This window comes from Klebsiella sp. K5-306, assembly GCF_051835185.1.
Lineage (GTDB): Bacteria > Pseudomonadota > Gammaproteobacteria > Enterobacterales > Enterobacteriaceae > Klebsiella > Klebsiella oxytoca.
Genome location: NZ_JAIFJY010000014.1, coordinates 179,477 through 198,019, shown reverse-complemented (window position 1 = coordinate 198,019; position 18,543 = coordinate 179,477). Strand labels below are relative to the sequence as shown.

The following is an 18,543-nucleotide window of genomic DNA, read 5'->3' as shown; positions in this document are numbered from 1 at the left end:
TCAGCTTAACGCCAGCAGCTGACGGGTATACTCCTGTTGCGGAGCGGTAAACACGCGTTCGCACTCACCCTGCTCGACGACCTCTCCCTGCCGCAGCACCATTACCTGATGACAAAGCGCACGCACGACGCGCAAATCATGGCTGATGAAAATATAGGCCAGCTGATGCTTTTGCTGTAGCGCCTTCAGCAGCGTCAGAATTTGCGCCTGCACGGTTTTATCCAACGAAGAGGTGGGCTCATCCAGCACGATTAGCTGCGGTTTGACGACCAGCGCCCTGGCGATAGCGATGCGCTGGCGCTGTCCGCCGGAGAAAGCGGCAGGGTAGCGATGCCGGGATTGCGGATCGAGACCGACCTCCTGCATCGCCTGAATCACCGCCTGCTCTCGCTCGGCCGGCGTGAGCGTTGGCTGATGGACGCGTAATCCTTCTTCAATAATTTGCAGAACGTTAAGCCGTGGGTTTAGCGATGAGTTGGGATCCTGAAAGACTACCTGCATGCGTCGACGCAGCGGCAGCATCTGCCGACGGCTGCGCCCCTGGAGCGTCTCGCCGTCAAAGACGATTGCGCCTTCAGAATGAATCAGGCGCAGCAGCGCCAGCCCTGTAGTACTCTTGCCCGATCCGGATTCGCCGACCAGACCCAGCGTTTCTCCCGCGCGCAATTGAAAGCTGAGGGCGTTAACCACGCGATTATGATCGACCACCCGCCGCAGAACCCCTTTGCGGATCGGAAAGGCGATACTTAAGTTTTCCGCCCGCAGTAATTCTGGCGCATCCGGCGCGAGGGGCACGGGATCGCCCGACGGCTCGCTGTCCAGCAGGCGGCGGGTGTAAGGGTGTTCGGCAGCGGAGAATAGTGCCCGGCAGCCGTTTTGCTCCACGCATCGGCCGTTCTGCATCACCGCGACGCGATCGGCAAGCTGACGAACGATGCTCAGGTTATGGGTGATAAACAGCAGCCCCATATTTAACTCTTGCTTGAGTTCGCGCAGCAGCGCGAGGATTTGCGCCTGTACCGACACGTCCAGCGCGGTCGTGGGTTCGTCGGCGATGAGCAGCTCCGGACGAGTCAACAGCGCCATGGCGATCATTACCCGCTGGCGTTCGCCGCCGGAGAGCTGGTGCGGGTAGTCGGCCAGACGCCGCGGCGCATTGCGGATCCCAACGCGATCCAGACAGTCGAGGATCTCTCCGCGCGCCGCTTCTTTACGCATCCCGCGATGCAAAGAGAGCACTTCGTAGAGCTGTTTTTCGAGGGTATGCAGCGGATTGAGTGAAACCATCGGCTCCTGAAAAATGATCGCGATGCGGTTGCCGCGCACGCCGCGCAGCGTATGTTCATCGGCGTGTAGCAGCGACTGGCCGTGAAAGCGGATATCCCCTGCGGGGTAGCAGACCGGCGGCGAGGGCAGCAGCCGCAGTATCGACAGCGCGGAAACGCTCTTACCGGAGCCGGATTCGCCCACCAGCGCCAGGGTTTCACCGACCGCAATGCGTAGCGACAGCTCGCTGACCACGGTGGTGGTTTCCCCCTGCTGGCGAAAGGCGATGGAAAGGTTGTCGATATCTAACAGAGGTTGCGTCATGCTACACCGCCTTGCTTGGGTCAAAAGCGTCGCGAACCGCTTCACCGATAAAAATCAATAACGTCAGCAGGAGTGCTACCGACAGAAAGGCGGCGATGCCCAGCCACGGCGCCTGAAGATTATTTTTACCCTGCAACAGCAGCTCGCCCAGCGAAGGAGAGCCCAGCGGCAGGCCGAAGCCGAGGAAGTCCAGCGAGGTCAGAGTCGTAATCGAACTGCACAGAATAAACGGCAGGAAGGTCAGGGTGGCGACCATAGCGTTAGGCAGCATATGGCGCAGAATAATGGCGCGATCGCTAACGCCGAGCGCCTGCGCGGCGCGGATATAATCATAGTTGCGGGTGCGCAGAAACTCGGCGCGGACGACCCCGACCAGCGTCATCCAGCCGAACAGCACGGTAATGGCCAGCAGCCACCAGAAATTGGCCTGCACGACGCTCGAAAGCAGGATAATCAGAAACAGGGTCGGCATCCCCGACCAGACCTCGATAAAGCGCTGTCCCCAGAGGTCAATCTTTCCGCCGTAATATCCCTGAACGGCGCCGGCCATCACCCCCAGCACGCTGGAGAAGAAGGTCAGCAGCAGGCCAAAGAGAATGGAAATGCGCGTGCCGTACAGAATACGCGCCAGCACGTCGCCGCCGTTGGCATCGGTGCCCAGCCAGTTCAGCCTTGACGGCGGCGAAGGGAAGGGGGTTTCGGTGGCGAAATTAATGGTCGTTGCGCCGAAGCGAACCGGCGCCCACAGGGCCCAGCCGTTATCCTCCAGCCGTTTTTGCAGCCACGGGTCCTGATAGTCGGCGGCAGTAGCAAAGCGGCCGCCGAAGGTGCTCTCGCTATAGTTTTTTAATAACGGTACGTAGAGACTGCCGCGGTACTGCACCAGCAGCGGTTTATCGTTAGCAATCAGCTCGGCGCACAGGCTGCAGGCGAAAATGACCAAGAATAACCAAAGCGACCAGTAGCCGCGGCGGTTGTGGCGAAAGCGCGCCCAGCGGGCCTGATTGACGGGACTGAAAAATGACATTAGCGGCCCTCAAAATCGATACGCGGATCGACCAGCGTATAGCTGATGTCGCTGATGATATTCAGCAGCAGGCCAATCAGGGTAAAAATATACAGCGTGCCGAACATGACCGGGTAATCACGAGATACCGTGGCTTCATAGCCCAGCAGCCCCAGTCCGTTCAGCGAGAACATCACTTCAATCAGCAGCGAGCCGGTAAAAAACATGCTGATAAAGGTGGCCGGGAAACCGGCGATCACCAGCAGCATCGCGTTGCGAAATACGTGGCCCCACAGGATCTGCTTTTCGCTAACGCCCTTTGCGCGGGCGGTGACGACGTACTGCTTGCGAATTTCATCGAGAAAGCTGTTTTTGGTGAGCATGGTGAGGGCGGCAAAACCGCCGATCACCGTGGCCAGCACCGGTAGGGTGATATGCCAGAGATAGTCGAGGATTTTTTGATACCACGGCAGGCTGTCGAAGTTGGCTGACACCAGCCCGCGCAGCGGAAAGAGATCGAAATAGCTGCCGCCGGCAAAGATAACGATCAACAAAATGGCGAACAGAAAGGCCGGGATCGCATAGCCGATAATAATCAGCGTACTGCTCCAGACGTCAAAATGGCTGCCGTTGCTGACCGCTTTGCGGATCCCCAGCGGGATCGACACCAGATAGATGATGAGCGTGCTCCACAAGCCCAGCGAGATAGAGACCGGCAGGCTGTCCCCGATCAGCTGCACGACCGATGAGCTGCGAAACAGGCTGTCGCCAAAATCAAAGCGCAGGTAGTCGCCGAGCATTTTAAAATAGCGCTCGTGGAGAGGCTTATCAAAGCCGTAGCGGTGGGTTATCTCGGCGATGACTTCCGGGTCCAGCCCGCGCCCACCTCGATAGTGGCCGTCGCTGATGTTGCTGACGCCGGTACGCGCATGGCTGGCAGCCATCCCGCCGTCTCCGGCTCCGGGCAGAGCGCCGCGATCGCCGAACTCTATCGCCGCGATCGCTTGATCGACCGGGCCGCCGGGAGCGATCTGCACAATGAAAAAGTTAATGGTGATAATCGCCCACAGGGTGGGGACGATGAGCAGTAGTCGGCGGAGCAGATATGCACCCATCTTAATTCCTTAACGTCTGTCCGCGGGAAGTCTGACCGCTTTGTTGGCGTCGTACCACCAGTTTTCGAAACCGGATGAGTAAATCGCGCGAGTCTTCGGGAAGGAGAATTTATCCCAGTAGGCGGTGCGATCCTGCGCCATATACCACATCGGCAGCATGTAATAGTTCCAGGTCAGCACGCGGTCGAGGGCCCGGCCCAGCGGCAGCAGTTTTTCCTTGTTGCCCTGCCAGCGAATGATCTGCGCAATAAGCTGGTCGACGGCCGGGCTTTGAACCCCTGAGGCGTTATAGCTGGAATTAATATATTCCGAATCCCAGGAGATTTGCAGGCCGGTGTCGGGCCAGGGCGACGCGCGCCAGACGTTTGGCATCATGTCGTAATCCCGGCTGCGCTTGCGGTTACTGTACTGGGAGTTATCGACCTGGCGAATGTCCATAACGATGCCGAGCCGCTGAAGATTGTGCTGAAAGGGCAGTACCCAGCGATCGCTGCTGCCGGAGGGGAGCAGCAGCTCAAAGCGTAACGGTTTGCCGCTCTGCGCGTTTACCCGTCGCTGGTTTTTCACTATCCATCCCGCCTGGTTGAGGATGGCATCCGCTTTGAGTAAATTCTCCCGTGCAAAACCATCGCCGCTGGAAACCGGCGGCCGGTAAATCTGCGTGAAGACTTCGGCCGGGATCTCTTTTTTCAGCGGCGTCAGCAGGGCGAGCTCGTCGGCATCAGGATAATCGCGCGCCGCGTATTCGGTATTCTGAAAGAAGCTATTGGCGCGGCTGTAGGAGTGATAGAACAGCGCCTTATTCATCCATTCAAAATCAAAGGCGAGGGTGATGGCCTCGCGAATCCGGCGGTCGGCAAATATCGGGCGCTGAATGTTAAAGGCCAGCCACTGGGTATTTTGCGCCGAGGTATTGGTGTATTCGTCTTTAACGATATAGCCGTGGCTAAAGTTGCGCCCGACGTAGCGGGTCGCCCAGTTTTTGGCGACGTTTTCTTCCCGACGATCGACGGCGCCGGCCTTAAAGGCTTCGAAGGCGACATTGTCATCAAGGTAATAATCGTAGCGTAGCGTATCGAAATTCCAGCGCCCGCGGTTGACCGGTAAATCGGCGGCCCAGTAGTCCTTCACGCGGGAATAGGTGATGTACTGGCCCATGCGCCAGGCGGTAATGCGGTAGGGGCCGCTGGCCAGCGGTGGAGCGGAGAGCGGGTCGCTGAGTTTATGGTTTTTCCAGAATTTTTCCGGCATCACCGGTAGCGTCATCAGGCTAAGCATGTTCTCTTTGCCCGGTTTGGCTAACTCAATGCGAACGGTTAGCGGGGCGATAGCTTTAACGGTAGTGCCTTTATAATAGAGACGAAACTGCGGCACCCCTTCGGTCATAAACTTCTGGAAGGTAGAAGCGACATCGCTGGCGGTGATGGGACTGCCGTCGTGATAGCGGGCGTGCGGATTGAGCGTAATCTCCATCCACGAAAAATCATCGGCATAGCGCGTATGCTCGGCAATCAGCGGGTAGTAACTGCCGGGCTCATCGTCAGAGGTGGTGAACAGCGTATCGTATAGCGCTTCGGTTCGAATACCCGGATTACCGCGCAGGGCGTAGCGGTTGAAATTATCAAAGGTACCGATAGCCGCAAGGGTAATCGCGCCGCCTTTAGGCGCGGCGGGATTCGCATAATCGTAGTGGTCAAAGCCCGCGGCGTACTTCGGCTGGCCGATAATCGCGAACGTATCGCTCGTCAGAATAGTTTGCGCCCGGCTGTGCAGGCTAAATAAGGTCAGCAGTATCAGGCTGATGCGGGCAAACATAACCAGGGTATCGTCCTCCAATGACAGGCCTGAAGTAGCCTGACCTCTGATAGCAAATAATAAAGGACACTTAGCGGGTTGGGAAATATTTCGCCGGCTGCGCGTGGGCGGCGATCAGCGCTTCCAGCGTCAGCGGGCGACTTAACCAGTAGCCCTGCAAAAAGTTTACGCCATGATCGCGCAGCCATTCCGCCTGTTCCTGCGTTTCCACGCCTTCGGCAACGGTAGCGAGCTTCAGGCGGCGGCTTAGAGTGATGACGGCATCGAGCACCGGCGAGGTCACGGTCTCCGTCCCGATAGCCTGTACGAAGCCGCGATCAATCTTCAGGTAATCAAAGCTAAAGCGCTCCAGATAGATGAGCGCGCTATGGCCGGTACCAAAATCATCAATCGCGATTTCAAAACCCTGCTCGTGCAGCCAGTCGAAGTTCTCTAATGAACGAGTTTTATCGATCATCGCGCGCTCGGTGATCTCCAGTACCAGCTTAAAGTGGTCGGCTGGCATGGCGGCGGCGAAGTGCTTAAGGTCCTGCTGAAAGCTCTCTGCGTGCAGATGAAGGGGGGAAATATTGATCCCAAGCTTGATCCCTGCGGGCAGGAGCGTCTGCAAAACAGGCGCATCGTGCGCAATCAGTTTTAAGAGGTGGCGAGTAAGCGGAATGATGATCTGCTGGGTTTCCGCAAGATTAATAAAGACATCAGGGGGGATCTCTCCGGCCACCGGATGTTTCCAGCGCATCAGTACCTCAACGCCGCTGATCTGCAGCGTCTCCGATTTCACCACCGGCTGATAGACCAGGTAAAACTGATCGTTTTTGATCGCCAGCAGCAGCTCCTTTCGCGGGTCTGATTTTATCGTGAGAATGTAATAGCTTAACAGTCCGGCCAGCAGCCCGCACACCACCCCCAGCAGCAGAGCAAACTGCGTATTCTCCGCCAGCCAGCTGTTAGCATAGAGATAGATTTTCAACGGTAAACCCTCAATCTGCGTCTGGCGAATAGGCGGCGAGAGCAGGGTCTGCGGGTCGATAAGCTTGTTGCTGAAGGTCGAGATAGCGGTGTGCTTAATGGACAGCGCCAGGCCGCTGAAATCATTCTGCCGCGAGGAGTAGAGTATATAGGGTGTCAGATTCGCATTGATCGAGACAAAAACGCCGTCTTTACCGCCGTGCGGGCTACGAACCCACATCGCCAGCGCCGCGCTTTTCGGCATCATGGGCGTACCGGGAAGGATCGCCATATCCACCGCTTGAGTGATATCCAGCTGTGGAATGAGCTGGTTAAAAGGTGTGTTCATTGCACCGGTGGCGGAGGAGCAAAACGCAATACCATTTTTAACCAGCAGGAAAGCGCGTACGTTTGGGCTGAATGCCGCATGGGCGGTTAATCCGGAATCGATATTTTCGCAGGGCTGACTCACCAGCGGCTGTAGTCCCGCAATCGTCTGGTCTAAATCGTGAAAATAGCCCGTCAGATAAGCATGAACATTGTTGATGATAACGTCGAAACGCTCCGCGCGGTTGTGATAGATCACCATAAACTGGATGCTACCGGCCAGCAGGGCGACGGCTATGCCAACGCATATGCTGGTTAGCCAGATTTTTCGCCGGGGAGAGAGGTGACGGGTAGGCATAGGCTCCAGGCAGTCCGTGTGGTTGATTCGCGCAATGCGCTAACAGAAACATGCTTTTTCTGTCGTCGCTTCAAGAGATAGCCTATTTTACGAAGTTTATTGGCTGGCGAGCAAAAAAAAACACTGCTTCAGCAGTGTTTTGTTTCTTCCGTTGGCCAAGGGAATAACCAACGGCAGAAGAGATTACGAGCGGCTCAGAACGCGTCGCGCTTCGTTATAGCGCTTTTTCCAGTACGGCTCATCCATGCTGGAAATCGTCACACCGCTGCTGGTGGAAGCATGAACAAACTGGTTGTTGCCGATGTAGATGCCTACATGACGGCCCGTTGAACCCGCACGGAACAGTACTAAATCACCGGTACGCAGCTGTGAACGGCTAATGGATTTTCCGGAATCCTGCTGCTCAGAAGTCGAACGCGGCAGCTCCAGGCCAAACTGTTCACGGAAAGTACGCTGCACAAAGGCGGAACAATCAATGCCTTTGCGAGTGCTGCCGCCGAGGCGGTAACGCACGCCCTTCCAGCTGGCATATTGATCCATCAAACGGGACTTAACGTCCAGGTTGCGGACCATGGTTTCAAATTCATCCTGAGAGGCTTGCAGTGATGATAAATCGCCACTACCCACAGCAAGCGTCTCAGAATGCATATTTCTGGCGGTACTATTTGAACTACACGCGGAAAGCAGAACCGCAACTGCAATCGCGGGGGCGACCCGCAAGATATATCTCAAAATCGGCTGAGATTTGACCATGCTGTGTGTTATCCCTTGTTGTCCTTAACGACAATGTCGTTATAAAAAATGCCAAACGTGTTAGAGCCTAATTACCTGGTCGCAATGAGACAATTCCGTAAGCATAAAATTGTGGCCTGACGCACAAATTTATTCATTATCTGAATTGATGTTGCTGGAGAGGCAAAACGAGATTGAGGTTACCCGATCGAACGGGGGATGGCGAGCGGTTTTGCGCATTTTCTTATAAGTATTTTTGCGACAAAAAGTGAATCATCGGCAAAGGCCAAAATAGCGGCAGGGATGGGTAAAAAATATGCAATTTACTCATTTTTAACAGGATTAATGTGACAGCAAGATGATAGCGGGTGAGAAAGAGTGAGATGATAAAAAAAGGGACCCAGAACGATCCCTTATGAATGATATTAATTAATTGTAAAGATGACTTTAAATTTTCGTTCTTCCGCCGGGGAGGTAACGTTCAAATAAAGTAATCACTTTATCGCTCAGTGGGGTCATCAACACCCAGGGAGCGCCAATGAGCACGGCCGTTAATGATCCGACGGCAATATCGGTAAACCAGTGCGCGCCGATCATCACCCGCGGGAAAGCGAACACCACAAAGATAACCAGCGCAATAGCGAAGGCGCGACGGCCAAAATAGCGCCACATGAAAGAGGCAAAAATCAGCAGCATCATGCCGTGATCGCCCGGGAAGCTGTCTTTAGACGCATCTTTAGTCGGAAAGGAGATGACATCGCTGACTTTAGTGATATCGGTGAACGAGAGCGAAGGGCTGGCTCGCTTCACCGGCATCAGGTGCTGGGCCAGCTGATTGATAATGACGGCAGCCAGCAGCATCACCAGGCCGATGATAATCACCCGGCGGCGTCCGGCGCTCTGTTCTTTAAACCAGAAGCTCAGCATCAGGCTGCCCATCGCCAGCAGCGAACAGGCGTCAAACGCGCGGTTGTTGATAACCGCCAACAGCCAGGTATAAGCGGTGTTGACGCCGACCAGGTGGTTAAAGAAATAGAAAATCGCCGCGTCCAGCGGAGCCCAGAAACCATGGTTAACCGGAAGATACCATGAACAGAAAAGCGCTATACCTGCCGCGTTTAACAGCAGGATGAGGGGAATTCGATTTTTAATCATAACTATCGCGTGTTGTGTAAAACGACGGCAACCATAGCCGCCCTAAGTTAAACGAATCTTCAACAAAGAGGCCTGAAGAGCATTCCAGTCCGTTTCCGTATCGGCTATCAGCTCAATACGGCTATCGGGCGGGGCAACGTTTTGCGTCTCAATATGCAGATCGAGCTGCTGGCGATTGATACGAACCAGCCCTTCGGCAATACGCATGACGCCTTTAACTCGTCCAACCGGCGCCAGGCGCGCCCATTCAAGCAGAGCGACGGTATCGAAGACGGTTTCAGCGTCAAAAATCCAGCCGCAGGCGTGATAGCCCTGAGCGCTATTGAGGCTACGACGCCAGCGCTGGTGCGCGGGAAGGCTAAGCGCGGCAAGGCCTTTTTTCTGCCCGTGGTCGTGCGCATGCCCGACCCCTGCGGGTAGCGGCGCCAGATTGCGGCGCGGCAAATCAAGCAGCGCCGGGTCGATATTACCTTGGCTAGCGCTGACGCAGCGACGCTCACCGGCGTACGCCTCACGCCAGGCGACAAAAGCGCGCTGGCTCTCCTCCGTCGAGCGGTCGGCTTTATTGCTGACAATAACGTCAGCGGCAGCCAGCTGGTCGCGAAAGTTTTCGTTGCTCACGACTTTTTCGTCCAGCAGCTGACGCGGATCCAATATGCACAGGGTGGCGCGCAGATCGATCCATGGCGCGTAGACCGGGGCGGTCAGCATATCGAGGATCTGTTTAGGATGGCCTAGTCCGGTGGGTTCTATCAGCAGACGGTCAGGTTTGCCCTGGCGCAGCAGGGTGTTGAGCCCAACCTGCATCGGCAGGCCGTTAACGCAGCACATGCAGCCGCCGGGGATCTCTTTCAGCAGCGCGCCGCTTTCCGCCAGCAGCGCGCCGTCAATGCCCACTTCGCCAAACTCGTTGACCAGTACGGCCCATTTTTCATTTGCGGGCTTATTGGCCAGCAGGTGCAGAATGGAAGTGGTCTTACCGCTGCCGAGAAACCCCGTGATCAAGTTGGTTTTGGTCACTTTTTCTCCAGGATAAATGTAATGTTGTAACAGTTGAGGCTATCCTGACGAAAAAAAGGGGAAAAGAGAAGCGTTAACGCGGACAGAAAGGCGCTCCGTCCGCTTAAAGGCAGAAATTGTTAATCATTCAGCGCGGCGGCGACGGCCTGGCGCGCGCCAAAAGCGGCGAGCTGATGCCACGCGGCGGTGACATCAGCGACGAACTGCGGATTCTGCGTCAGGTCGCGGCCGAAGATCTCCTCAAGCGTAAGCAGCGCCGCTACGCGCTGTCGCTCATCGCTGGTGGCAACGAGGTGGTGTATTTTATCGGCCAGCGGATCGCGAATATCAATGACGGCTCCGGCGTCATCCACGCCGCTAACATAGCGCATCCAGCCAGCGACGCCCAGCGCCAGTAGCGGCCAGCGGCTCTCTTGCGCAAGATGGACGCGAATTCCGTCAAGCATACGTTGCGGCAGCTTCTGGCTACCGTCCATGGCGATTTGCCAGGTGCGGTGCTTCAGCGCCGGGTTGCTGAAACGTTCGATCAGGCTGTCAGCGTATGCCGACAGGTCAACGCCCTGAATGGATAGCGTCGGCGCCTGTTCATCAACCATCAGCCGGTATGCGGCGCTGTGAAAAATCGGATCCTGCATGCAGTCGCTAATATGCGCATGGCCCGCCAGGTAGCCAAGCCAGGCGAGGAACGAGTGGCTACCGTTGAGCATCCGCAGCTTCATCTGCTCCCACGGTAAAACGTCGTCGGTCATCTGAACGCCCGCCGTTTCCCAGTCCGGGCGACCGGCCACGAAGTTATCTTCAATAACCCACTGAATAAAGGGTTCGCAGCTGATGGCGCAGGGATCTTCTACGCCCAACGCAGCGCGAATTTCCGCCAGCGACTCCTCGGTGGCGGCTGGTACGATGCGATCAACCATGGTGCCGGGGAAGCTGACGTGCTCAGCAATCCACTGTGCAAGCTGCGGATCGCGTTTTTCAGCCATGCCCAGCACGGCGTTTTTCACTACATGTCCATTATCAGGGATATTGTCGCAGGAGAGCACGGTAAAGGGTGACAGCCCTCGCTGACGGCGGCGCGCCAGCGCTTCAACCAGTATTCCAGGAACCGATTGCGGCAAAGTCGGGTTTTGCAGATCGTGAATAATACGCGGCTGCGTCATATCCAGCAGGCCGCTGGCGGGGTCGATGCAGTAGCCTTTTTCGGTAATGGTCAGAGAGACAATCGCCACCTGCGGTTCACAAAATTTCTCAATAATAGCGGCGAGCGAATCGAGTTTAGCGTTCAGACATTCATGCACGGCGCCGACAACAATTGGCTGGCTGCCCTCAGCGCCTTTTTCCAGCACGGTAAACAGGTGGTTTTGCTGGCGAAGCTGGCTCATCAGCCGATCGCCGCTGAACAGGCTAATCTCACAAATCCCCCAGTCTCCGCCGCTGGCGTTAAGCACCCGATCGGTGAGTAGCGCCTGATGCGCGCGATGAAAAGCGCCAAAGCCGAAATGCACAATACGCGAGCGCAGCTGGCTGCGGTCATAATGAGGGAGCTGTACGCTTTCCGGCAGCGTGGCCGTCGCAATGGTAGTCATTCTTAATACACCTGATTAACCGATAATTAACATCTCTAGTGTAAAGTTATATGACAGCAAATTAAATTGGTGAGCCTTGTTTATCCGCTTAGTGTGAGCTTGATCAAGCAATCGAGCGCTGTTTAGCGAAGATCCTGCTAACAGGGGCGGGAAACTAGCGATATTTTCGCTGCTATTGGTATGACAACTTTGGGTGGCTTTGTAGGGGATAGCCTGGCGATGATGAAGGGCCAACAGCCGTATGGCGCGCATTAAGAAGCAAAAAGACAGCCATTGACTGTCTTTTGCATTTTGCACTGACTTTAAAGGCTGGATTTAGTCCGCGCGGCCCATGTAGCGGCTCTCTTCGATATGAATACGAATGCGCTCGCCCGCGCTGAGGTATTCCGGCACCTGAACGACCAGGCCGGTGCTGAGGGTAGCCGGTTTGTTGCGGGCGCTGGCGGATGCGCCTTTGATGCCCGGCGCCGTCTCAATAATTTCCAGATCCACGGTCTGCGGCAGTTCCAGCGCCAGCAGTTGGCCGTCCCAGGTCAGAACCTGCATGTCAGGCATGCCGCCTTCCGGCATAAACAGCAGCTCTTCTTCGATTTGCTCTTTGGTGAAGATATACGGGGTGTAATCTTCTTTATCCATAAAGACGTATTCATTGCCATCGATATAGGAGAAGTCAACGAAGCGGCGGGTCAGGGTAACGGTATCGACAATGTCGTCGCCTTTGAAGCGCTCTTCCACTTTCAGGCCGGTGCGCACATCGGAGAAACGCATTTTGTACAGCGTCGCTGCGCCGCGGGCGCTCGGTGACTGAATATCAATATTTTTAACAATCAGCAGTTTGCCGTTGTAATTCAGCACCATACCTTTCTTAATTTCATTCGCTCTTGGCATTGCAGTAATCCTGTCACTTAAAGGGTCGAAAATATCGCGTAAAACTACTCGCGCCGGGCCTTTCAGGCAAGCGGAATTCGTGTGTTTTGCTATCTTCGGGTAAAACGTTTAGGCTGGGCCGCAAAAGCCTATCGGAAGAGTCGATTATGGAATGCCGCCCTGAATGCGGAGCTTGCTGTATCGCTCCTTCTATCTCCAGCCCTATCCCGGGTATGCCGCAGGGCAAACCGGCAAATACCCGCTGTATACAGCTTTCGGACAATAACCTGTGCGCGATTTTTGGCTCGCCGTTAAGGCCCAAAGTGTGCGCCAGCCTGAAGCCGGAAGCGGAGATGTGCGCCACAAATCGCGAAGAAGCCATGATCTGGCTTCTTCATCTTGAGCTGAGCACTTCGTGATGTCGGAAGCCCGCACGGACACCCTTTATACGTCTTTAATGCGCCACAGGCAGGCCTGAGTGGCGAGGCCCATCACCAGCGCAATCCAGAATACGGCGTGATAGCTCCAGACTTCCGCAACGACCCCCGCCAGCGAACCGGCAATAATCCAGCCAACGCGGATAGTATTGGTATAGAGGGTCGTGGCCGCACCAGCCTGGCCTGGCATCAGGTCCTGAAAATAGAGCATACCGATACCGGCCAGAATGCCGATAAAAATAGCATTCAGCACCTGCAGGGCCAGCAGCAGTCCCGGGGTGTGTACGGTTAGCATGCCGACATAGAACAGCACCCCGGCAACCGCAGAGATCTGCATCAGGAAACGCTTACCGAAACGTTTGGCGTAGTAACCCGCAATCAGCATGGTCGGGATTTCCAGCCCGGCGGCGGTGCCCATCATTAATCCCGCCAGTTTTTCAGGTAAATGCAGCTCATTAATAATGAACAGCGGCATGTTAATGATGTACAGGCTGTTAATTCCCCACATCAGCGTACAGATAATAAACAGCAGCAGCGCGTCGCGGCGGTTGGTGCGCGGCGCTTCAAGATGTCCCGTCACCACCTTCGGCTCTTTGCGCATGCTGGGGAGAAAAAACCAGACTATCGCGCCGCAGACCACGAAGGCAATCGCCGCGCTGAGGTACATCACCGTAAAGCCGAAACCCATCGCCAGCGCGTAGGCCAGCGGCGGGCCGATGACCCATGCCAGCGAAACCTGAGCGCGCAGGATCGAGCTGAACATGACCGCCTCGCGGCCCGTTTTGTCCGCATGTTCGCGGGCGAGGGCAAACATCTGCGGGTTCGCGGTGGAACCAAAGCTGCTGAGGAAAACGCCGACGAAGAGCAAAATAAAGTAGTTACGATTCCACGCGAAGAGCACGCAGGCCAGCACGCCCATCAGGCAGCAGAAGACGATCAGCTGCTTGCGGTCGCCTTTGCGATCTGAGCGCCCGGCGAGAAACTGGCTCACCAGAATGCCGATCACCGCGCTGCCGGTAAAAAAGAAGCCGACCATCGCCGGTCGTACGTGAACTTCGTCAGTCAGGAACAGGCTCAGGGTAGGCGTTTGTAGCGCCCCGGCAATGCCCGTCAGGAAGGCGACGATCAGAAAGGCGGAGGAGGTTAAATCGAACCCGCGTCGTGGCAGGGCGGCGCTACTGTTTTGCATGTCGGCTTTCATCGGTTTCAGGAGTCGCGGAGTTTACGCCGTCAGTCAGATAATGAACAGTACCAGGGCACGAATAAATCAAAAAGACGTTTCAAAATTTTGCTTCAGCAAAATGCTGAAGTTCTGGCGGGTTTGTCATCACCTCGTCAGCAAAAGTGTGCTGTATCTCTAACTTCTGTTATCGGGAGAGTAACTTTTCTTGCGCGCTGACTAATAAAGGTACAGACTTCTTGAAACGTTTCAGCGTCATCGGGAGATTCTCCGGCAGTCAGGTGACGCATTTTTTCTCAAAGTAGCTGAAACGATTCAATTCAGCAGGAGAGGAGAACCATGTTCCAGTTATCTGTGCAGGATATTCATCCCGGTCAGCAGGCCGGTAATAAAGAAGAGGCTATTCGTCAGGTTGCCTCCGCGCTGGTTAGCGCGGGCAATGTGGCTGAAGGGTACATCAACGGGATGCTGGCTCGCGAGCAGCAAACCTCCACTTTCCTTGGCAACGGTATTGCGATTCCGCATGGCACCACCGACACGCGCGATCAGGTGCTGAAAACCGGCGTTCAGGTTTATCAGTTTCCTCAGGGCGTGACCTGGGGCGAAGGGCAGACCGCCTACGTCGCTATCGGTATCGCCGCCAGTTCAGATGAACACCTTGGGCTGCTGCGTCAGCTGACCCATGTGCTGAGCGACGACTCGGTTGCTGAACAGCTAAAGTCCGCCACCACCGCTGAAGAGCTGCGCGCCCTGCTGATGGGTGAAAAGCAGAGCGAAGCGCTGAAGCTGGATAACGAAACGCTGACCCTGGACGTGGCCGCCAGCGATCTGCTGACCCTGCAGGCGCTCAACGCCGCGCGGCTGAAAGAAGCGGGCGCCGTCGATGCTTCCTTTGTTAGCCATGTGATTAATGACAACCCGCTGAACCTCGGCCAGGGCATCTGGCTGAACGACAGTCCGGAAGGCAACCTGCGTAGCGCCATTGCGGTGAGCCGCGCGGCCAACGCCTTTATTCGCGATGAGCAGCCGGTTTCCCTGCTGATCACCGTGGCGATGGCCGATGACCAGCCGACGGCGGTCCTTAATCGCCTGAGCAATTTGCTGCTGGACAAAAAAGCTGACCGTTTGCTGAAGTCCGATGGCGCAACGCTGCTGGCGCTGCTGACCAGCGACGATGCGATTGCTGAAGATGTTCTCAGCGCTGAATACGTTATCCGCAACGAGCACGGGCTGCACGCGCGTCCCGGCACGATGCTGGTAAATACCATTAAACAATTTTCCAGCGACATTACGGTCACTAACCTCGATGGTTCGGGCAAGCCGGCAAACGGCCGCAGCCTGATGAAAGTCGTGGCCCTGGGCGTGAAAAAAGGGCACCGCTTGCGCTTCACCGCGCAGGGTGAAGATGCGCAGCAGGCGCTGGATGCGATTGGCGAAGCGATCGCCGCAGGCCTTGGGGAGGGCGCATAAATGAGCAGACGTGTCGCAACGATTACTTTAAACCCGGCCTATGACCTGGTGGGTTTTACCCCGGAAATTGAACGCGGTGAGGTTAACCTTGTTCGCACGACCGGCTTGCACGCCGCAGGGAAGGGGATCAACGTTGCAAAAGTGCTGAAAGATCTCGGTATCGACGTCACCGTGGGCGGTTTTCTCGGTAAAGATAATCAGGATGGCTTTCAGCAACTGTTCAGTGAGCTGGGCATCGCTAACCGTTTTCAGGTCGTTCAGGGCCGTACCCGTATTAACGTCAAGCTGACAGAAAAAGATGGCGAAGTGACCGACTTCAACTTCTCCGGCTTTGAAGTCACGCCGGGTGACTGGGAGCGTTTTGTTAACGACTCCCTGAGCTGGCTGGGCCAGTTCGATATGGTCTGCGTGAGCGGCAGCTTACCTTCCGGCGTAAGTCCGGAAGCGTTCACCGACTGGATGACCCGCTTGCGCAGCCAGTGCCCGTGCATCATTTTTGACAGCAGCCGCGAAGCGCTGGTTGCCGGTCTTAAAGCGGCGCCGTGGCTGGTTAAACCTAACCGTCGTGAGCTGGAAATCTGGGCGGGTCGCAAGTTACCTGAAATGAAGGATGTGATTGAGGCCGCTCATGCGCTGCGCGAGCAGGGGATTGCCCACGTGGTGATCTCCCTTGGCGAAGAAGGCGCCCTGTGGGTTAACGCCTCCGGCGAGTGGATTGCCAAGCCGCCTTCAGTGGAAGTGGTTAGCACCGTTGGCGCGGGCGATTCAATGGTTGGCGGCCTGATTTACGGACTGCTGATGCGTGAGTCCAGCGAGCATACGCTGCGCCTGGCAACGGCCGTCGCCGCGCTGGCGGTGAGTCAGAGCAATGTCGGTATTACCGATCGTACCCAGTTGGCCGCAATGATGGCGCGCGTCGACTTACAACCCTTTAATTAACAGCAGGAGAGGCATAATGAAAACGCTGCTGATTATTGATGCCGGGCTCGGACAGGCCCGCGCCTATATGGCGAAGACCCTGTTAAGCACCGCGGCGCAAAAAGCGCAACTTGAACTGATTGATAACCCAAACGACGCTGAGCTGGCGATTGTGCTGGGCGCGACGCTGCCAGCCGACAGCGCGCTGAACGGCAAAAAGGTTTATCTCGGCGATATTAATCGCGCCGTTGCTCACCCGGAACTATTCCTCGGGGAAGCCAGGAGCCATGCCACGCCATATGCCGCTCCGGCTGCTACAGCTTTACCGGCGGCAACTCATGGTCCGAAACGCATTGTGGCGGTCACTGCCTGCCCGACCGGCGTCGCGCACACCTTTATGGCGGCGGAAGCGATTGAAACCGAAGCCAAAAAACGCGGCTGGTGGGTGAAAGTTGAAACTCGCGGCTCCGTGGGTGCGGGTAATGCCATCACTCCTGAAGAGGTTGAGCAGGCGGATCTGGTGGTTGTCGCGGCTGATATCGAAGTGGATCTGGCGAAATTTGCCGGCAAGCCGATGTATCGCACCACTACCGGTCTGGCGCTGAAGAAAACCGCTCAGGAGCTGGATAAAGCCGTTGTTGAAGCGAAACCATATCAGCCTGCGGGTAAATCCCAGGCCGCGGCAGAAGGCAAAAAAGAGTCCGCGGGCGCCTATCGTCACCTGCTGACTGGCGTATCGTATATGCTGCCGATGGTGGTAGCTGGCGGCCTGTGTATCGCGCTCTCCTTCGCTTTTGGTATCAAAGCCTTTGAAGTAAAAGACACTCTGGCCGCCGCGCTGATGCAAATTGGCGGGGGATCAGCCTTCGCGCTGATGGTACCGGTACTGGCGGGCTTTATTGCCTTCTCCATCGCTGACCGCCCTGGCCTGACGCCAGGTCTTATCGGCGGTATGCTGGCGGTTAGCACCGGATCTGGCTTTATCGGCGGTATTATCGCCGGCTTCCTTGCCGGTTACGTGGCGAAAGCGATCAGTACCAGGCTGAAACTGCCGCAAAGTATGGAAGCGCTGAAACCGATCCTCATCATTCCGCTGGTTTCCAGCCTGATCGTGGGTCTGGCAATGATTTACCTGATTGGTAAACCCGTTGCCGGGATCCTCGAAGGCCTGACCCACTGGCTACAAACTATGGGGACGGCGAACGCGGTTCTGCTCGGTGCAATTCTCGGCGGTATGATGTGTACCGACATGGGCGGCCCGGTGAACAAAGCAGCTTACGCCTTTGGTGTTGGTCTTCTGAGTACCCAAACCTATGCCCCGATGGCGGCCATTATGGCGGCAGGTATGGTTCCACCGCTGGCGCTGGGCCTGGCGACGCTGATTGCGCGTAAAAAGTTTGATAAAGCGCAGCAGGAAGGCGGTAAAGCCGCACTGGTTCTCGGCCTGTGCTTTATCACCGAAGGAGCAATTCCTTTTGCCGCTCGCGATCCGATGCGCGTCCTGCCTTGCTGTATCGTTGGCGGCGCGGTGACCGGTGCGATGTCCATGTGGGTTGGCGCGAAACTGATGGCGCCGCACGGCGGTCTGTTCGTCCTGCTGATCCCTGGCGCGATTACCCCGGTGCTCGGATATCTGATGGCGATTGTGGTCGGTACGCTGGTCGCAGGCCTTTCCTACGCGGTGCTGAAACGTCCTGAAGTTCAGGTGGAAGAAAAAGTCGCCTGATCGACGGTGTTACACGCAAAAGGGCAGAGTCTTCTCTGCCCTTTTTTTATGCCGTATCCGCCCTCTGCTTAACCCGCCATATGTGCTCTCCTTCGCATTTTTAAGCTGTTTAAAAACCATACTAGCCAAATTTTGTGATTCTCTTCATGTTCATATGAAATCCCTCTGGCGGACCCCTTTACTTTAAAACCAATCTGCTTAACATAAACATATGTTCACATTCAAACATGTGTTTAATGAGAGGGTGCTGAATGGGCGTATGATTATTTACTGATATTCAAACATTCCACTGC

The 18,543-nt window shown here is 56.0% G+C and carries 15 protein-coding genes; 4 read left to right on the top strand and 11 right to left on the bottom strand.

Annotated features, from left to right (window positions below; genetic code table 11):
* From yejF to yeiP, 10 genes are all read right to left on the bottom strand, one after another.
* The gene (gene yejF / locus K2184_RS20890) at positions 1-1,590 is read right to left on the bottom strand and encodes a microcin C ABC transporter ATP-binding protein YejF (protein WP_163525727.1); all 1,590 of its coding nucleotides are present in this window, start codon (positions 1,588-1,590) and stop codon (positions 1-3) included.
* 1 nt (position 1,591) lies between these two features.
* Positions 1,592-2,617: a microcin C ABC transporter permease gene (locus K2184_RS20885; protein WP_064344311.1), complete on the bottom strand. Its 1,026-nt coding sequence runs from the start codon at positions 2,615-2,617 to the stop codon at positions 1,592-1,594.
* Complete coding sequence (locus K2184_RS20880) at positions 2,617-3,711, bottom strand: microcin C ABC transporter permease YejB (protein WP_163525728.1); 1,095 nt, start codon at positions 3,709-3,711, stop codon at positions 2,617-2,619. The genes K2184_RS20885 and K2184_RS20880 overlap by 1 nt, the downstream gene beginning before the upstream one ends.
* Positions 3,712-3,720: 9 nt before the next feature.
* Entirely contained in the window at positions 3,721-5,526 is a 1,806-nt protein-coding gene (locus K2184_RS20875) for an extracellular solute-binding protein (RefSeq protein ID WP_163525732.1), read from the bottom strand.
* A gap of 70 nt (positions 5,527-5,596) precedes the next feature.
* On the bottom strand, positions 5,597-7,159 hold the full coding sequence (locus K2184_RS20870; RefSeq protein ID WP_049591762.1) for a cyclic di-GMP phosphodiesterase: 1,563 nt from the start codon (positions 7,157-7,159) through the stop codon (positions 5,597-5,599).
* A 183-nt stretch (positions 7,160-7,342) separates the two neighbouring features.
* Positions 7,343-7,912, bottom strand: a complete 570-nt coding sequence (gene mepS / locus K2184_RS20865) for a bifunctional murein DD-endopeptidase/murein LD-carboxypeptidase (protein ID WP_004103943.1) — start codon at positions 7,910-7,912, stop codon at positions 7,343-7,345.
* 426 nt (positions 7,913-8,338) lie between these two features.
* A complete protein-coding gene (locus K2184_RS20860; protein WP_024274498.1) occupies positions 8,339-9,052 on the bottom strand; it encodes a phosphatase PAP2 family protein in 714 nt (237 codons plus the stop codon).
* Positions 9,053-9,088: 36 nt separating this feature from the next.
* Positions 9,089-10,066, bottom strand: a complete 978-nt coding sequence (locus K2184_RS20855) for a CobW family GTP-binding protein (RefSeq protein ID WP_004103941.1) — start codon at positions 10,064-10,066, stop codon at positions 9,089-9,091.
* Between the two features lie 119 nt (positions 10,067-10,185).
* Positions 10,186-11,652 (bottom strand): mannitol dehydrogenase family protein, encoded by a 1,467-nt coding sequence (locus K2184_RS20850; RefSeq protein WP_064396325.1) that lies wholly within the window; start codon positions 11,650-11,652, stop codon positions 10,186-10,188.
* Between the two features lie 315 nt (positions 11,653-11,967).
* Positions 11,968-12,540, bottom strand: a complete 573-nt coding sequence (yeiP, locus tag K2184_RS20845; RefSeq protein WP_004103935.1) for an elongation factor P-like protein YeiP — start codon at positions 12,538-12,540, stop codon at positions 11,968-11,970.
* A gap of 146 nt (positions 12,541-12,686) precedes the next feature.
* Between yeiP and K2184_RS20840 the strand changes: the two genes are divergently transcribed.
* On the top strand, positions 12,687-12,938 hold the full coding sequence (locus tag K2184_RS20840; protein ID WP_004103933.1) for a YkgJ family cysteine cluster protein: 252 nt from the start codon (positions 12,687-12,689) through the stop codon (positions 12,936-12,938).
* 25 nt (positions 12,939-12,963) lie between these two features.
* On the opposite strand, the gene setB is transcribed toward K2184_RS20840, so the two are convergent.
* Positions 12,964-14,145, bottom strand: coding sequence for a sugar efflux transporter SetB (setB, locus tag K2184_RS20835; RefSeq protein ID WP_026056017.1), 1,182 nt, complete (start codon positions 14,143-14,145; stop codon positions 12,964-12,966).
* Positions 14,146-14,475: 330 nt separating this feature from the next.
* On the opposite strand from setB, the gene fruB reads away from it, so the two are divergent.
* The 3 genes from fruB to fruA are packed head-to-tail and all read left to right on the top strand — an operon-like array spanning position 14,476 to position 18,250.
* Positions 14,476-15,606, top strand: a complete 1,131-nt coding sequence (gene fruB / locus K2184_RS20830) for a fused PTS fructose transporter subunit IIA/HPr protein (protein ID WP_004114118.1) — start codon at positions 14,476-14,478, stop codon at positions 15,604-15,606.
* On the top strand, positions 15,607-16,545 hold the full coding sequence (gene fruK / locus K2184_RS20825; RefSeq protein WP_004103928.1) for a 1-phosphofructokinase: 939 nt from the start codon (positions 15,607-15,609) through the stop codon (positions 16,543-16,545).
* A 16-nt stretch (positions 16,546-16,561) separates the two neighbouring features.
* Positions 16,562-18,250: a PTS fructose transporter subunit IIBC gene (fruA, locus tag K2184_RS20820; protein WP_004114117.1), complete on the top strand. Its 1,689-nt coding sequence runs from the start codon at positions 16,562-16,564 to the stop codon at positions 18,248-18,250.
* The last annotated feature ends 293 nt before the right edge of the window (positions 18,251-18,543 follow it).

Bases quoted from the DNA above. Each gene is read 5' to 3' on its own strand.
- setB (WP_026056017.1), bottom strand. From the start codon at position 14,145: ATGCAAAACAGTAGCGCCGCCCTGCCACGACGCGGGTTCGATTTAACC.
- K2184_RS20885 (WP_064344311.1), bottom strand. From the start codon at position 2,617: ATGTCATTTTTCAGTCCCGTCAATCAGGCCCGCTGGGCGCGCTTTCGC.
- mepS (WP_004103943.1), bottom strand. From the start codon at position 7,912: ATGGTCAAATCTCAGCCGATTTTGAGATATATCTTGCGGGTCGCCCCC.
- K2184_RS20840 (WP_004103933.1), top strand. From the start codon at position 12,687: ATGGAATGCCGCCCTGAATGCGGAGCTTGCTGTATCGCTCCTTCTATC.
- fruK (WP_004103928.1), top strand. From the start codon at position 15,607: ATGAGCAGACGTGTCGCAACGATTACTTTAAACCCGGCCTATGACCTG.
- yejF (WP_163525727.1), bottom strand. From the start codon at position 1,590: ATGACGCAACCTCTGTTAGATATCGACAACCTTTCCATCGCCTTTCGC.
- yeiP (WP_004103935.1), bottom strand. From the start codon at position 12,540: ATGCCAAGAGCGAATGAAATTAAGAAAGGTATGGTGCTGAATTACAAC.
- K2184_RS20875 (WP_163525732.1), bottom strand. From the start codon at position 5,526: ATGTTTGCCCGCATCAGCCTGATACTGCTGACCTTATTTAGCCTGCAC.
- fruA (WP_004114117.1), top strand. From the start codon at position 16,562: ATGAAAACGCTGCTGATTATTGATGCCGGGCTCGGACAGGCCCGCGCC.
- K2184_RS20880 (WP_163525728.1), bottom strand. From the start codon at position 3,711: ATGGGTGCATATCTGCTCCGCCGACTACTGCTCATCGTCCCCACCCTG.
- fruB (WP_004114118.1), top strand. From the start codon at position 14,476: ATGTTCCAGTTATCTGTGCAGGATATTCATCCCGGTCAGCAGGCCGGT.
- K2184_RS20850 (WP_064396325.1), bottom strand. From the start codon at position 11,652: ATGACTACCATTGCGACGGCCACGCTGCCGGAAAGCGTACAGCTCCCT.
- K2184_RS20870 (WP_049591762.1), bottom strand. From the start codon at position 7,159: ATGCCTACCCGTCACCTCTCTCCCCGGCGAAAAATCTGGCTAACCAGC.